At 58.7% G+C, this 13,705-nt stretch carries 19 protein-coding genes and 1 tRNA gene; 9 read left to right on the forward strand and 11 right to left on the reverse strand.

The features are described from left to right. Positions 1-55: 55 nt before the first annotated feature. Both GOW31_RS00650 and GOW31_RS00655 read left to right on the forward strand, forming a co-directional pair. On the forward strand, positions 56-721 hold the full coding sequence (locus GOW31_RS00650) for an NnrU family protein (protein ID WP_171167183.1): 666 nt from the start codon (positions 56-58) through the stop codon (positions 719-721). 70 nt (positions 722-791) lie between these two features. Beyond that, positions 792-1,313 (forward strand): DUF2478 domain-containing protein, encoded by a 522-nt coding sequence (locus GOW31_RS00655; RefSeq protein WP_152458694.1) that lies wholly within the window; start codon positions 792-794, stop codon positions 1,311-1,313. A gap of 81 nt (positions 1,314-1,394) precedes the next feature. Here GOW31_RS00655 and GOW31_RS00660 read toward each other — a convergent pair whose 3' ends face one another. Both GOW31_RS00660 and GOW31_RS00665 read right to left on the reverse strand, forming a co-directional pair. Next, complete coding sequence (locus GOW31_RS00660; protein ID WP_171167185.1) at positions 1,395-2,069, reverse strand: hypothetical protein; 675 nt, start codon at positions 2,067-2,069, stop codon at positions 1,395-1,397. Positions 2,070-2,220: 151 nt separating this feature from the next. Then, a tRNA-Tyr gene (locus GOW31_RS00665) sits at positions 2,221-2,304 on the reverse strand. A gap of 116 nt (positions 2,305-2,420) precedes the next feature. Between GOW31_RS00665 and rlmB the strand changes: the two genes are divergently transcribed. The 4 genes from rlmB to GOW31_RS00680 all read left to right on the forward strand — a co-directional run bounded on the left by rlmB (position 2,421) and on the right by GOW31_RS00680 (position 4,712). Further along, positions 2,421-3,191 carry a 23S rRNA (guanosine(2251)-2'-O)-methyltransferase RlmB gene (rlmB, locus tag GOW31_RS00670; protein ID WP_152458692.1) on the forward strand — a complete coding sequence of 257 codons (771 nt, stop codon included), beginning with the start codon at positions 2,421-2,423 and terminating at the stop codon, positions 3,189-3,191. Further along, complete coding sequence (locus GOW31_RS21930) at positions 3,175-3,489, forward strand: hypothetical protein (RefSeq protein ID WP_254441617.1); 315 nt, start codon at positions 3,175-3,177, stop codon at positions 3,487-3,489. Before rlmB ends, GOW31_RS21930 begins: the two co-directional genes overlap by 17 nt. A gap of 97 nt (positions 3,490-3,586) precedes the next feature. After that, the gene (locus tag GOW31_RS00675) at positions 3,587-4,045 is read left to right on the forward strand and encodes a YHS domain-containing (seleno)protein (protein ID WP_171114877.1); all 459 of its coding nucleotides are present in this window, start codon (positions 3,587-3,589) and stop codon (positions 4,043-4,045) included. Positions 4,046-4,241: 196 nt separating this feature from the next. Next, entirely contained in the window at positions 4,242-4,712 is a 471-nt protein-coding gene (locus GOW31_RS00680; protein WP_171167187.1) for a CoA-binding protein, read from the forward strand. Here the strand turns inward: GOW31_RS00680 and GOW31_RS00685 are convergent. The 4 genes from GOW31_RS00685 to GOW31_RS00700 all read right to left on the reverse strand — a co-directional run bounded on the left by GOW31_RS00685 (position 4,709) and on the right by GOW31_RS00700 (position 8,756). Continuing rightward, complete coding sequence (locus tag GOW31_RS00685) at positions 4,709-5,281, reverse strand: hypothetical protein (RefSeq protein WP_171114881.1); 573 nt, start codon at positions 5,279-5,281, stop codon at positions 4,709-4,711. The two genes, GOW31_RS00680 and GOW31_RS00685, sit on opposite strands and share 4 nt — an antisense overlap. 69 nt (positions 5,282-5,350) lie before the next feature. Then, a complete protein-coding gene (locus GOW31_RS00690; RefSeq protein ID WP_170343689.1) occupies positions 5,351-5,668 on the reverse strand; it encodes a phosphoribosyl-ATP diphosphatase in 318 nt (105 codons plus the stop codon). Beyond that, positions 5,665-6,426 carry an imidazole glycerol phosphate synthase subunit HisF gene (gene hisF / locus GOW31_RS00695; protein ID WP_171167189.1) on the reverse strand — a complete coding sequence of 254 codons (762 nt, stop codon included), beginning with the start codon at positions 6,424-6,426 and terminating at the stop codon, positions 5,665-5,667. Before hisF ends, GOW31_RS00690 begins: the two co-directional genes overlap by 4 nt. 107 nt (positions 6,427-6,533) lie before the next feature. After that, positions 6,534-8,756 (reverse strand): fused MFS/spermidine synthase, encoded by a 2,223-nt coding sequence (locus tag GOW31_RS00700; RefSeq protein ID WP_371813683.1) that lies wholly within the window; start codon positions 8,754-8,756, stop codon positions 6,534-6,536. A gap of 280 nt (positions 8,757-9,036) precedes the next feature. On the opposite strand from GOW31_RS00700, the gene GOW31_RS00705 reads away from it, so the two are divergent. Next, the gene (locus tag GOW31_RS00705) at positions 9,037-9,429 is read left to right on the forward strand and encodes a DUF302 domain-containing protein (RefSeq protein WP_171116471.1); all 393 of its coding nucleotides are present in this window, start codon (positions 9,037-9,039) and stop codon (positions 9,427-9,429) included. On the opposite strand, the gene GOW31_RS00710 is transcribed toward GOW31_RS00705, so the two are convergent. Together GOW31_RS00710 and hisA are read right to left on the reverse strand one after the other, a co-directional pair. After that, positions 9,426-9,905 carry a DUF2867 domain-containing protein gene (locus tag GOW31_RS00710; protein ID WP_171167191.1) on the reverse strand — a complete coding sequence of 160 codons (480 nt, stop codon included), beginning with the start codon at positions 9,903-9,905 and terminating at the stop codon, positions 9,426-9,428. The two genes, GOW31_RS00705 and GOW31_RS00710, sit on opposite strands and share 4 nt — an antisense overlap. A gap of 4 nt (positions 9,906-9,909) precedes the next feature. After that, positions 9,910-10,632, reverse strand: coding sequence for a 1-(5-phosphoribosyl)-5-[(5-phosphoribosylamino)methylideneamino]imidazole-4-carboxamide isomerase (hisA, locus tag GOW31_RS00715; RefSeq protein WP_171167193.1), 723 nt, complete (start codon positions 10,630-10,632; stop codon positions 9,910-9,912). 134 nt (positions 10,633-10,766) lie between these two features. Here hisA and GOW31_RS00720 point away from each other — a divergent pair, with 134 nt between their 5' ends. Further along, the gene (locus GOW31_RS00720; RefSeq protein WP_170343692.1) at positions 10,767-11,168 is read left to right on the forward strand and encodes a DUF2147 domain-containing protein; all 402 of its coding nucleotides are present in this window, start codon (positions 10,767-10,769) and stop codon (positions 11,166-11,168) included. 3 nt (positions 11,169-11,171) lie between these two features. Here GOW31_RS00720 and hisH read toward each other — a convergent pair whose 3' ends face one another. Further along, a complete protein-coding gene (hisH, locus tag GOW31_RS00725) occupies positions 11,172-11,810 on the reverse strand; it encodes an imidazole glycerol phosphate synthase subunit HisH (protein WP_170343693.1) in 639 nt (212 codons plus the stop codon). Continuing rightward, a complete protein-coding gene (hisB, locus tag GOW31_RS00730) occupies positions 11,811-12,398 on the reverse strand; it encodes an imidazoleglycerol-phosphate dehydratase HisB (RefSeq protein ID WP_171114888.1) in 588 nt (195 codons plus the stop codon). It lies immediately after the preceding gene. Between the two features lie 154 nt (positions 12,399-12,552). On the opposite strand from hisB, the gene GOW31_RS00735 reads away from it, so the two are divergent. Next, complete coding sequence (locus tag GOW31_RS00735; protein ID WP_050602861.1) at positions 12,553-12,792, forward strand: Lrp/AsnC family transcriptional regulator; 240 nt, start codon at positions 12,553-12,555, stop codon at positions 12,790-12,792. Here the strand turns inward: GOW31_RS00735 and GOW31_RS00740 are convergent. After that, entirely contained in the window at positions 12,789-13,649 is an 861-nt protein-coding gene (locus GOW31_RS00740; protein ID WP_171167195.1) for a GNAT family N-acetyltransferase, read from the reverse strand. The two genes, GOW31_RS00735 and GOW31_RS00740, sit on opposite strands and share 4 nt — an antisense overlap. Positions 13,650-13,705 lie beyond the last annotated feature (56 nt).

Here is a 13,705-nt window from a genome sequence, read left to right on the forward strand (position 1 = left end):
CAAGGATACCAGTGCCGTCCTGATCTAGACCGATCCCAATAAAGCGGAGATCACCATGACCGGTTGGGTCCTATTCCTTGCAGCGCTCGTCACATTCCTTCTCAGCCACGCGATTCCGGTGCGACCCGCCATACGCGGACGGCTGATCGATACACTCGGACGCCGGGGGTATTTCACGGTCTATTCGGTTCTGTCGCTGGCCGTCCTGGCGTGGTTGATCATTGCCGCTGCCAACGCTCCTTATGTCGAGGTCATCCCGCCATATGCGGTTTTGCGCTGGGCGCCGGTTCTGATCATGCCGGTGGTCTGCTGGCTGGCTGTTGCGGGGCTGATCATTCAGAACCCGTTTTCGTTCGGGGGGCTGGGCAATCGGCCATTTGACCCAGAACAGCCCGGTATCCTGCGCACCACCCGACACCCGATCCTTGCCGCGCTGATGCTGTGGGCGGTGGCACATCTTCTTGCCAATGGCAGCCTGTCACATGTGATTCTGTTCGGCCTGTTTGCCGGTTTCGCAGCCATGGGCATGGCCCTTATCGACCGGCGCAAGTCGCGGGAAATGGGCTTTGAATGGGTCCGCTTGTCCCGCAACACGGCGCGGTTCTCACTGAGCGCACCGCGCCCCTGGCCGCGTCCCGGGGTGTGGCTGGCCGCGCTTGCCGCCTATGCGGTTCTGCTTCACCTGCACGCCCCTGTGATTGGCCTGTCCCCGCTTCCGTGAACGAGGGAGTGGCCGGGCGGTGCCTTGCGTGCTATTTGAAACGTCACAAACGAATTACAAGAGGTCCAAGATGCATCTGGCCTATGTCACCACCACCGATCGCGGCGCGACGGACCGCCTGCTGAGCGCCGTTGCGGAACGCCTGCTGGCGTCCGGATCAAAACTGGCCGGAGTTGTGCAAACAAACACGGAATGCGCCGACAGCAGCAAATGCGATATGGACTTGCGCGTGCTGCCCGACGGTGAAACCATCCGCATTTCGCAGTCGCTGGGCACCCAGTCGCGCGGCTGCCGTCTGGACCCGGCAGCGCTGGAACAGGCGGTGGGATATGTGACCGCCTCGCTGGAGGGCGCCCCCCAATTGCTGATCATCAACAAATTTGGCAAGCATGAATCCGACGGGCGAGGATTCCGCCCCGTGATCGGCGAAGCGCTGGCGATGGATATCCCGGTTCTGGTCGGCGTGAACGGTTTGAACGAAGAGAAATTCCAGACCTTCGCGGATGGCGCAGCGGAAGCCCTTCCGGCGGATCTGGATGCAATCGAGGCGTGGTTCAACAAGGTCTCGGAACTGCGCCCGGCGGCGGAATAGAAACTTCCAAACTCTTGGTTAAGAGACAAAAAGCGGCGCTGAAAAACAAATCAGCGCCACTTTTTTTAATGTTGGGTGCACTTAGGTTGTCTTAAGCCTGCGGTACCCGAACAGGCCCAGAACGGCACCGAACAAAAGCAGCCCGCTTGCGGGCAGGGGGACCGGTGCAACCTGCAAATTATCCACGTTGAATTCGCCACACCATTGGTCGCACCAAACGGTGTTCGACCCAAGGCCAAAGGGGAATTTGACCGCGTTGGGGACGTTCAGCGTGATCAACAGTTGATCAATGGCCGTGAACCCACTGGAGAAACCAAAAGTGTTCAAAGCCGAAGGTCCGAACGTCTGCGTCGCAACTGTGGCACCGTTCAGAAGCCCCGAAAATGTCAGGGTTGGAACTGTCGCAGCACCCGCCTTGAGCCACTGGTTGTAGGCCTGCGTTCCAAGTGCGGGTGCAGGGCCGGATCCGGTCTTGAACACGCGCGACAATCCTGACAGATCCACGGATTGTGCCGTAAACTTCGTCCCGTTTACGGCCTGCACCACCGTTGACAGCACACCGTTGTCGTCGTGCAAGTTGATCTGATTTCCAAAGTTGTAGACGGGTGCATAGTCAAAAGTGAAACCTTGGCTGGTTCCTTGAAACGTTGTCAGCCCGCTTTGAGGATCATTCGGAAAGTTATTGTCAAAGGTAATAGTCAGCGCATTCGCTGCGCCTGCGACACAAACGGCAAGTGCCGCCAAAAGCAGTCTCATAACATGTCCCTCGCAAATACGTTAACAGACTAGCGGGCGATACCCGGTTTCGCAACTTTTACGAGTCTTTGCGGCCGTTATTGCGCAAAAGCATGCACGTAAGCACGCGCGGGCAATGCGTTTTGACCATCTTTGAATTCTACGGGAAAGATGGTGGGCGACCCTGGAATCGAACCAGGCGTGCGTCTCCGCGAGGGAGTTACAGTCCCCTGCCACACCTTGCGGCCTGTCGCCCACTGTCAGGCGTTGCACCTGACGTGGAGGCGTGATTACTAGCGCACCAAAGGAGCGTCAACAGGAAAATTTCGCTTTGGCGCAGGAAACCGAATTCCCGGCCCGGAGGCCCGCAAAATGAAGAAACCCAAATGGGTCGTTGAGAAGGAACAGGCGCGCAAGGCCGCGGCTGCTGAAACCGTTTGGCTGTTCGGTCTGCATGCAGTTCGCGACGCTTTGATGAACCCCAATCGGCAGAAATTGCGCTTGATCGTAACGCGCAACGCGCGGGACAAACTGGCGGAAGCGATTGAATTCTCTGGTATCGAGCCCGAGATGGCTGATCCGCGCAAGTTTACGGCGCCCATCGATGCAGGCTCGGTGCACCAGGGTGCCGCGCTGGAGGTAAAGCCGCTGGATTGGGGCGGTTTGGCCGAAAATTGCATCGGTCGTGAAAATCCACGCGTCATCCTTCTGGACCGCGTTACGGACCCGCACAATGTCGGGGCGATTCTGCGCTCGGCCGAAGTTCTGGGTGCCAGTGCCGTCATAGGCACCCGCCACCATTCCGCGCCCGAGACTGGGGCCCTGGCAAAAACCGCCAGCGGCGCGCTGGAGCGTCAACCCTATCTGCGGATGCGCAACCTTGCCGACACAATTGTAGAACTACAGAATATGGGATTTCTGGTCCTTGGGCTGGACGGTGAAGCAGAGGTAACGATCGAAGGCGCGCTGAGCGACGGTCGGGACCGCCCCGTCGCACTTGTTCTGGGGGCGGAAGGCCCGGGATTGCGCCAAAAGACGAAGGAAACCGTGGATCAATTGGTGAAAATTGACGCAGCCGGGGGATTCGGATCGCTGAACGTCTCAAATGCCGCGGCAATCGCCTTATATGCATCCCGGCCCTGACAAAAAGGAGAGCGTTATTTCCGGTCCATCCAAAATTGCGACCTGCTGCTACTGCGGGACCCGGGCTGCGCTGGTCCTGAGGGGCAAAGAACGGCACGAGCTGAGCTGTTCCAGTTGTGGCGCACCTTTGCATGATCTGAAGATGCTGCCCAAGCGGCAGGCTGCGCCTGCCAAAACAGTGCGATCTGCGGTTTCTCATGCCCCTCCACGGAAGACCAAGCGAAAAAAGAAGAAAAAGAGCATGTTCTCGCGCGTGTTCGATGAAGCCTGGGATGTGATCGAAGACATTTTCGATTGACCGTTTTTGGGTGAAGATCGTTCACATCCACGTCAACAGGGGTTCCGCATGCAGCAAAAAATTGCATCTTGATACCCCAGTGATTTCAGATTCTGACATGGCAATGCTGACCCGACGTTCCACACTTGGCGCGCTGTGCGCTTTTTTTCTGGCGCCTGCCACGTATGCGCAGGAAAGGCCCGTTTACTACACCACCGAAGGGGTGGCGTTGGCCGGGTATGATGCCGTGTCCTTTTTCGACGGTTCTACGCCGATCATGGGCATGCCCGAGAATTCCGTAGTATGGAAAGGGGCGAGGTGGCATTTCACCTCGCAGGAAAACCGCGAGCTGTTCGAAAGCAATCCCCGTGCTTTCGCGCCGCAGTTCGGCGGGTATTGTTCATATGCGATGGCGATGGGAGTTCTGAAGAGCTCGGACCCCAAGGCCTGGAAGGTCGTGGATGGTCGTCTGTACCTGACGCACTCGATCGAGATCGAGGAAATCTGGCAGCAGGATCAGACAGAATACATTGAGTTGGCTGAAGAAAACTGGCCGGTAATCCTCTATCAGGAATGAGCGGGAATCAGCTAATTGTGAAGAGTCATCACAAAAATGCGCTGCCCCTCTTTTTTTTACCAAATATATGCCTAAATGTCACAATGACCGCGGAATGGAACTGCCGCGGGTCATTTCACTGTCCCTCGTTCCAACAACTGGCGCCCAAGGCTTCTTGGGCGCTTTTTTCTTTTTGGAACCCTGCTAAGGATAGGGCATGCCAGACTATTCCGATCAGCAGCTGAGAGCCATTCTGCAACGCACCAAGTCCGTTGCCGTTGTCGGGGTGTCCATGAACCCGGTACGGCCCAGCTATTACGTTGCCCGCTACCTGTCGTTGAAAGGGTTCAACGTGATCCCGGTCAATCCGGGCCATGCCGGGAAAGACCTGTTTGGCCAGACGGTACGCGGCAGCCTTTCGGAGATATCCGAACCCGTGGACATGGTAGACATCTTCCGACGGTCCGACTCCGTGCCGCCCATTGTGGACGAAGCGTTGGAGGTGTTCCCGTCCCTCGGAACGATCTGGATGCAAATCGGGGTTGAACACCCTGAAGCGGCAGCCAAGGCCAAGGCCCGCGGTGTGGACGTCGTGATGAACCGCTGTCCGAAGATCGAGTATCAGCGCCTGTTTGGCGAGCTGCGCATGGGTGGGTTTTCCACCGGGATCATCTCGTCCAAGCTTTAGGGCGTTGCTGGCTGATAGGGTTTCAGGCGGGCAACCTGTTCCTGTCGTCGTTTTTCCAGCACCACGTCCCGAGGGACCCAGTCATATCGGGTATCCTCGACCAGAGGTGACCAGAACAACACCCCGCCATAGCGCCACGGGTCCAGCACGACGCCCTCATACAGCGATTCACCCTTGCGACTGATAATCGCCGTGCTGTGGTCGATCCTCAGCGGGTTGTCGGCGTTGGCGATGGCGCGGTGCAATTCCAGCGTCTGGAAGTTTTCCTGTTTCAGACGACGCTCGATATCCTCGGCCCAATGCCAGCACAGACCACGCGGGCGCAATCCCTTGTTGACCTTCGCATTGTGGATCAGCGGCGGGTCGGTGATCTGGTATTCGTCCACCAGTTGCGCGGTATAGGAATAGGCGACTTGCGCTGCCCGGCGGGCTTCTTCCGGATCGATATCCGGGCCAAGACGCTGAATCTCGGCTGTCAGGCGTTGTACCTCATCCCCGGTCGAGGGGGGAGGCGCCGCACATGCCGCAACGATGGCAAGCGTTGCCACAAGCATCAAAATTCGGATCATGTCGCGCCCTCGGCCTGCCATTCTGACGCCCGAGTATAGCGGGCGTTGCGGCGGCGCGGAACCCGGCCGTTACCCTTTGGGGCGGGCGGCCTTTTCAGCAATGCCGCTGATGCCCTGACGGCGCGCAAGTTCGGCCAGAACATCCTCCAGCGCCACGTCTCGGGCGGCCAGCATGACCAGCAGGTGATACAGCACGTCTGCTGCTTCGGCGGTCAGCTTGGCCTGATCGCCCTTCGTGGCTTCGATGATGGCTTCGATGGCTTCTTCACCAAATTTCTCGGCGCATTTCTCGGGACCCTTTGCAAGCAGCTTGGCTGTCCAGCTTGAATCGGGGTCAGCCCCTTTACGCGCCTCAATCGTGGCAGCAAGGTCGTGCAGAATGCTCATGTCAGCCTCATCGGAATGCCTGCGGCGGCCATGTGTTCCTTGGCTTCGCGGATCGTGTATTCTCCGAAATGGAAGATCGAGGCTGCAAGCACCGCACTTGCGCCACCTTGGGTGACGCCTTCGACCAGATGATCCAGATTGCCGACACCGCCGCTTGCGATTACGGGCACGTCCACTGCATCGGAAATCGCACGGGTCAGGGGCAGGTTGAAACCAGCCTTGGTGCCGTCGCGGTCCATCGAGGTCAGCAGGATTTCTCCGGCGCCTTTGGCGACAACGGTTTTTGCGAACGCGACCGCATCAATACCTGTTGGCTTGCGGCCGCCATGCGTGAAAATCTCCCACTTTCCGGGGCTGATCGTCTTGGCGTCGATGGCGCAGACGATGCACTGGCTGCCGAATTGATCTGCTGATTCCGCGATCACGTCGGGATTGGCAACGGCTGCCGAGTTGAAGCTGACTTTGTCTGCCCCCGCCAGCAACAGGGCGCGGACATCATCCTTGGTGCGAACCCCGCCGCCGACGGTCAGAGGTACAAAGCACTGCTCGGCCGTGCGCTGTACCACGTCGAACATGGTGCCGCGGTTTTCGTGGGTTGCGTGGATATCCAGAAAACAGATTTCGTCCGCGCCTGCGGCGTCATACGCCTTGGCCGATTCCACGGGATCGCCCGCATCGCGCAGACCGACAAAATTCACGCCTTTGACCACGCGGCCATCGGCAACATCAAGGCAAGGAATAATCCGGGTTTTCAGCATCTGATCGTCCTTCGTTGCGGGACCTTTACCGGCAAAGCGCCGCCGATGCCACAGACGTTTTGCCGCCCACGGCCCTAGTAGCACGGGCCATGGGCGGAGCGGGGGGCTTAGTGATCCCGGTTCTTCAGCAGCTTCAGTGCCGAAAGCAGGTTTGCCTTGTCATCGGTCCATGGCAGCGCGCCGTCGGTTTCGACGATTTGCCAGTTTCCATCCTGCGCAAAACTCTCAATTCGGGATTTGTCGGGGCTCAGGATCACAACGCTGCTGGTGGCGGCTCCGGTTTCAACCTGCTCTTCACCCACGGTCAGCCGCTGATGCGCAGCGGTCAGGTTCAGGCTGTCGGCAATTCGGGCCAAAGGCTGGACCAAATCGTAGAACCGGTTTGTGATGTGGAACACCAAAACCCCATCATCGGCCAGGCGGCTGGTATACATCTCTACCGCCTCGCGTGTGATCAAGTGAAGCGGAATCGCGTCCGAGCTGTACGCATCCAAAACCAGGATATCGAAGGCAAAAGGCTTTTGCTTCAGAACGATCCGGGCGTCACCCAGGTGAGTCTCGGAATCGGGCGTGCATTCCGACAGATAGGTGAACAGCGAAGGGTCGCGTGCGATCTGGTCAACGGTCGCGTCGATCTCGAAGAAGTCCCAGTTTTGCGCAGGCTGCCGATAGCAGGCCAGTGCACCTGTCCCAAGACCGACAATTCCGATGCTGTCGGATTGCTTGCCGAAGTCCGACGTGATGACCTGCGCCATCGGTCCTTCGGGGTGATAATAGGACAGCGGAGTGGGCCGAGCGCCATATTCGGATTCGCGTTGCCAGCCATGCACCGTGGTGCCGTTCTTGTAGACACGGTAGCCCTCGCTTGAATACACCGAATGCACGCCGAAAAAGCTGCGATCTTCGAACACCGGATTGTTCTTTACCGCAAATGCGGGCAGCAGAACGACGGTGAGAACCACAGGGATGCGCATGGCCTGTGCCCGGAACAGGTACAGCACCGCGAATATCAGCGCGAACAGGGCACCTGCACGCGGGATGTCCGCGCTCAGCGCCGCGACGCCGCGTGCCGCACCTGCGATGACGAGGATGAAAACACTTGCCGCGATGCCCATGATGACATGGCGAAGGGCAAATCCCGGCGCGCGGACAAGAAACAATCCTCCGGCCAGGATCATGGTGATTGGTGCCTCCAACTCACGTGTGAAGGCAATCGGCGCAACGATCGAGTTGAACAACCCGCCAATTGCTCCGCCCACGGAAAGGGCGATGTAGAACACGGTCAATTGCTCGGCGGATGGGCGCATGTCGTACAGCAGGCGGTGCGCAAAAAGGGCGATGATGAACAGCACCGGGACATAGAGCAGAATAACCACCGGCGCGTCATGCTCGCTGACCACCTTGGACACCAGTACGACACCCGCCGCCAGCGCCGCCAGCATGGGCAGGTTCAAGGCGTCAAGCGTCAGGTGTTTCCATTTGGCAAACGCGATGATGAAGGACAGGATATAGACCGCCAGCGGAACAACCCAGATCAACGGGAGAGCACCCAGATCCGTGCTGACCCGCGTTGTGAAGGACAGCATCAAGGAAGAGGGGATGAAGGCGACGAACACCCAGACAGCGATCTGCCGCAGGGTCGGGAAACTGGCCTTGAGCGCCGTTTGGGCCGACGGCTTCGTGTGCCGTGATCCCCGCAAGGCGATCATGCCACTGCCAAGCAAAAGCGCGCCGAACAGAACGAAGCCGACTAGCCAGGCACGGCTGATCTCGGCCGCGCCAAAAAATGGATCTGCAACCAGGGGGAAGGCCAACAACGCCAGCAAGGATCCGACATTGCTGGCACTGTAAAGGAAATACGGATCATCCGCCGAAGGCCCGCCCGACCTGGCGTACCAGGCCTGCAACAGGGGCGCATTTGCCGACAATACCGCAAAAGGTACACCCACACCCACGGCGAACAGGCCAAGCGTTTGCAGCGCGGTCGAGGTCGAGGCGTCATAGCTCCAGCTTTCGCTGGTGGACAGCGGCAGGAAAGTCAGCGCCGCCACCCAAAAGGCGAAATGGGTGATGATCTGCCAGCGCAAGGGCAGAAACTTGGTCAACAGGTGCGCGTACACATACCCAAGTATCAGCACCACTTGAAAAAACAGCATTGCGGTCGTCCAGACCGCCGGGGCACCGCCGATTTTTGGAAGAACCAGTTTGGCAAAAAGCGGCTGGACAAAGAACAGCAGACTGGCGCTCGTGAAAATCGCCGCGCAGAAGATCGCAATGGTTGCTGATCCGAATCTGGACGTCTTGGGAACGTCTAGGTTGGAAATACTCACGTTTGCCACCCGGGTTGTTGTGTTTGACGAAGGAGTTAAGCGGGGATTCCGCCCGAATTATGGCTCAACACAGTAAAATGTTTGGCTTCTGGTCGGATTGTTCTCGAAAGCAAGGGTAAAATGGGCGCCTTCAATTCTGGCAAAGCTTTGCTGATGCCAGACTTGTGATTGTCAGATTTCCAAAACCTGTGAGAATTGGAGTGAATATTACAGAAGGAATACCGACATGCGTAGCTTGATACTTGCTTCAATTTTTTCGCTCGGAGGGGCTTTGGCCGCCATGGCTGACGACATCATCAAAGTTCAAACGAACAAATCCGTAGCCGAAGCGCTGGATGCGCTGGAAGCGGCGGTTGGCAACGCAGGGGCCACTGTCTTCGCCCGCATTGACCACGCGGCCGGGGCGGAAAAGGTCGGTACGCCCATCCCGGCCAATCAAGTGCTGATTTTCGGCAATCCTGCGCTGGGCACGCCGGCCATGCAGATCGATCCGCGTGCAGGGTTGTTCCTGCCGCTCAAGGTGCAGGCGTATGAGGATGGGAACGGTCAGGTCTGGTTGGCCTATGAAGACCCCAAGGAAACGATGGACGAGCTGGATGACGTCGAAAAGTCACCAGTCATCGAGAAGATGCGCGGTGCGCTCGCCAAGTTGACCGCTGCGGCCGCGGGTTAAGACCTTTTGGGGCATGTGCTTGCGCTTTTCACACGCGCAAGCGCGTTTCGCGCGATCAGGATGTGAAATGGCAGGATCGCAGCCAGGTACAGGCGCCCGCCAAGGTTATGGCGTCGGACCCACGTGGCCAGCGAGATGCGGCCGTTTTCCGACAGGACGGAAACCCGGAAATCCAGGTGGCGATCGTTGAATCCTGCGATCACCTCGGTCCTGCCATCATGTTCGACCGGGAAGATCCCCAGCTTGTCGCCGGCATCCGGGCCTGTCGTGCTGAGGCCAAAGGGTGTCACCAGCAGGCCGCGCAGCCGAACCAGTGCCATCGCCCATCCGGGGAACGCGGTGATGATTTCCGCGGCCCGGCGCGGTGGAAGATTGGATTCGACACTGAAGCAGTCCAGAAAGTCGCCGGTTTTGTACCGTTCGTGCAGCAGGCTTTGCGCGGACAGATCGGAACGCTTTACCGGCGAATGGAACATTGAACTATTCTCTGAGCGTCGTCAGAGCCTCTTTCAGATCAATCGCCCCATCATAAAGCGCACGTCCGGAAATGGCACCGTTCAAGGCTGCGCCACAATCGCGCAGGGCGATCAGATCGGCGATCGAGGACACGCCGCCAGATGCGATGACCGGAATATCAACCGCTTTGGCAAGCTCTGCGGTGGCCTCGACATTGGGGCCCTGCATCGCGCCGTCCCGGTTGATGTCGGTGTAGATGATCGCGGCCACGCCCGCGTCTTCGAAGCTGCGGGCCAGATCGGTTACCTGAACATTGGTTTCTTCGGCCCAACCCTTGGTGGCAACCAGACCGTTGCGCGCGTCGATGCCCACGGCGACCTTGCCGGGAAAGGCTTTGGCCGCTTCGCGCACCAGATCGGGGTTCTCGACCGCGACCGTGCCCAGAATAACCCGCGCCAGACCCTTTTCGATCCAGGTTTCGATGGTGGCCATGTCACGGATGCCACCGCCCAATTGCGCGGGCACGTCGCAGGTTTTCAGAATCGCTTCGACCGGGGCGGCGTTGACCGGCTCACCTGCAAAGGCGCCGTTCAGATCGACCAGATGCAGCCACTCGCACCCGGCCTCGACAAAAGCGCGCGCCTGCGCGGCGGGGTCTTCGTTGAACACGGTGGCTTTGTCCATTTCACCACGCAGCAGGCGCACGGCATTGCCGTCTTTGAGGTCGATGGCGGGGTAGAGGATCATGTCGGGCGGCCCTATATCTGTGTTGCACGCGCGGGATATCGCACAGGCGGGGCAGGGGATGCAACGCGACGCTGGGTCATTCTTGCCCGCAGCTGGCTGCCGGGTCAGACTGCCATCAAAACAGGGAGACCATCATGAAGAGATTTACTTTTGCAGCGGGTTTGATGCTTCTTGCGACCAGCGCAATGGCTGCGGATCCCGTCGACGGTCTGTGGAAGACCGCACCGGGTGATACCGGCGGCTATCTGCACGTGACGATTTCCGCATGCGGCAGTGCGATCTGCGGAACCATCGACAGCGCGTTTGATGCGGATGGCAACGAGCAGCTGGAATATGAAAACCTTGGCAAGCAGATCATCTGGGACATGGTGCCCGAGGGTGGCGGAAGCTATGACAGCGGCAAGATCTGGGCACCGGACCGGGACAAGACATACAACTCGAAAATGTCGCTGGACGGCCAGAACAAACTGACCGTCAAAGGGTGTGTGGCGGGCGGTCTGATCTGCCGCGGACAAACCTGGACGCGTGTTCAGTAGGGTTCAGGGTTTCCAGGTCAGGAAGTTTCCCAGCATGCGCAGGCCAACGTCCTGACTTTTCTCGGGGTGAAACTGCATTCCAACCATCGTGTCGCGGCCAATGACGGCCGTGACCTCCTGCCCGTAATCCACATAAGCCAATCGCTGTGCCGGGTCGGATACCCGGAAGTGGTAAGAATGCACGAAATAGGTGTGATCGCCGGATTTCACCCCGTTGAACACCGGGTGATCGCTGTCCAGAACAAGATCGTTCCAGCCCATATGCGGCACTTTCAGCGATGTGTCTGACGGCTCGATTCTGACGACATCGCCGGCAATCCAGTCCAGACCATCCGTTTCGCTGTATTCATGGCCCTTGGTTGCCATCAACTGCATGCCCACACAGATGCCCAGAAACGGCCGGCCTTTCTGTTCGACCGCCTCGACCATCGCGTCATAGATACCCTTGTGACCACGCAATTCGGCAGCGCATGCCGGAAACGCCCCGTCGCCGGGCAGAACCAAGCGATCCGCGCGCGCCACAACATCCGCGTCCGAGGTGACGACAACCTCGCCCGCGCCGACCTCCTGCGCCATGCGCTGAAACGCTTTTTCCGCCGAGTGCAGGTTGCCGCTTTCGTAGTCGATAATGGCGGTCAGCATTTACAACGCGCCTTTGGTCGACGGAATCGCGTCTGCCTTGCGTGGATCGGTTTCGACGGCGTCACGCAGCGCGCGCGCGACGGCCTTGAATGCGGCCTCGGCGATGTGGTGGCTGTTGAAACCGTGCAACTGGTCGATATGCAGCGTGATGCCTCCATGGGTGCTGAGCGCCTGAAAGAACTCGCGCACAAGTTCTGTGTCGAATGCACCGATCTTCTGCGTCGGCAGGTCCACATTCCAGATCAGATAGGGGCGGCCCGACAGGTCCAGCGCACAGCGCACCTGAGCGTCATCCATGGGCAGGTGGCATTCTCCGTACCGCTGGATACCTTTCTTGTCGCCCAGGGCCTGCGTCAAAGCCTGCCCCAGCGCGATGCCGGTATCTTCGACCGTGTGGTGATCATCAATGTGGTAATCGCCCTTGGCGCGGATCGTCATGTCGATCAGGGAATGGCGCGCCAGTTGATCCAGCATGTGATCAAAGAAGCCAACTCCGGTCTGGTTGTCATATGTACCGGCGCCATCCAGATTGATCTCTACCGAGATTTTCGTTTCGGCAGTCTGGCGGCTGATCTTTGCGCTGCGCATGGGCGAATTCCTTTTGCTACAGGCGCGCTTATAGACGGGGATGGTCGTGGTTTTCCAGACCATGCGTTGCGATCGCTGCAAACTGTTGCAGGGGATTGCACCCGGCTTGGCCCCGTGTCAGCTTGCCAACAACACGAACCGATAGGGTCAAATCATGTCCACCTGCGTTTTCATCCAGATCCGCTGCAAGCCCGGCACCACCTACAAGGTCGCCGAGGAAATCGCCCTGCGCGAAATCCACTCTGAACTGTATTCCACCAGCGGTGAATATGATCTGCTGCTCAAGCTCTATATCCCCGAGACCGAGGATGTGGGCCATTTCATCAACGAACACCTGCTGGTGATTCCCAATATCGAACGCTCGCTGACCACAATGACGTTCAAGGCGTTTTAGCCCAGTTCGAATGAGGTGACGCCAAAGACACGGCTCAGATCGATATCCGGCGCGCGGCCGGAATACATCCGGGCCGTTTCAAACACCTTTTCCAACCCGAGCTTTGCGGCCAGCGCAAACGCGGCCGTGTTGGGCAAAGGCAAGTCGATGAAAACGGCATCCTGTGAATGGTGGGCTGGCACGGTTTCCAGCAAACTGGCCAGCAGGGCTTCGGCGATGCTCTCGCGATCTGCAAAAAGCGGCCCGATCTTGTACCCTGTCCGGCAGGGGCGCAACGTTGCATACCCCTTGATCTGACCATCCTCGGAATACACGCGGGACATATGGCCAGGCGCGCTGATCCAGCCCTGTAAGAACGCGTCGCGGCGGGCCGGAAAAAGGTGCCGGTCGTAGGCGAACAAAGCCTCGGACGCCGCCGTCAGGGGCTCAACGCCGGTTGATGGGGTCAGAGCCTGCTGCAACTTCTCTACAGTCGCCGTGAAACGATAGTTGTTATAGGCGAAAGAAAATCCCGAACTGCGGTAGTTGTGTTGCTGGTCGACGACCCCATCCAGACCGATGTTGCCCGCATTGCAGTTTTCCAAGGCATGCCGCCAGATTTTCAGCCCGTGGCCCGATCCGCGAAACTCGGGCAGGACGATGTAGAAGCCAAGGAACGCAAATGCGTCATCATACTGAACGACCGAGATGGAAGCGATCATTTCGCCATCCAGGAATCCCCCGAGAAACCCGCGAGTATCCGTGCCGTGGAAGCAACGAGCATCGTGATGCCCCGGGTTCCACCCTTCGCGCCCGGCCCAATCAACGGCCTTTTGGACCTCGTCAACGGTAAGAGGGCGGATGACGTAATCAGACATGGGTGAATCCTGCGTTGGGCAATGCAACCAGAATGACGCAATGTCTTGTGAAGAGC

The sequence above is a fragment of the Ruegeria sp. HKCCA0370 genome, from assembly GCF_013033705.1.
GTDB lineage: Bacteria > Pseudomonadota > Alphaproteobacteria > Rhodobacterales > Rhodobacteraceae > Ruegeria.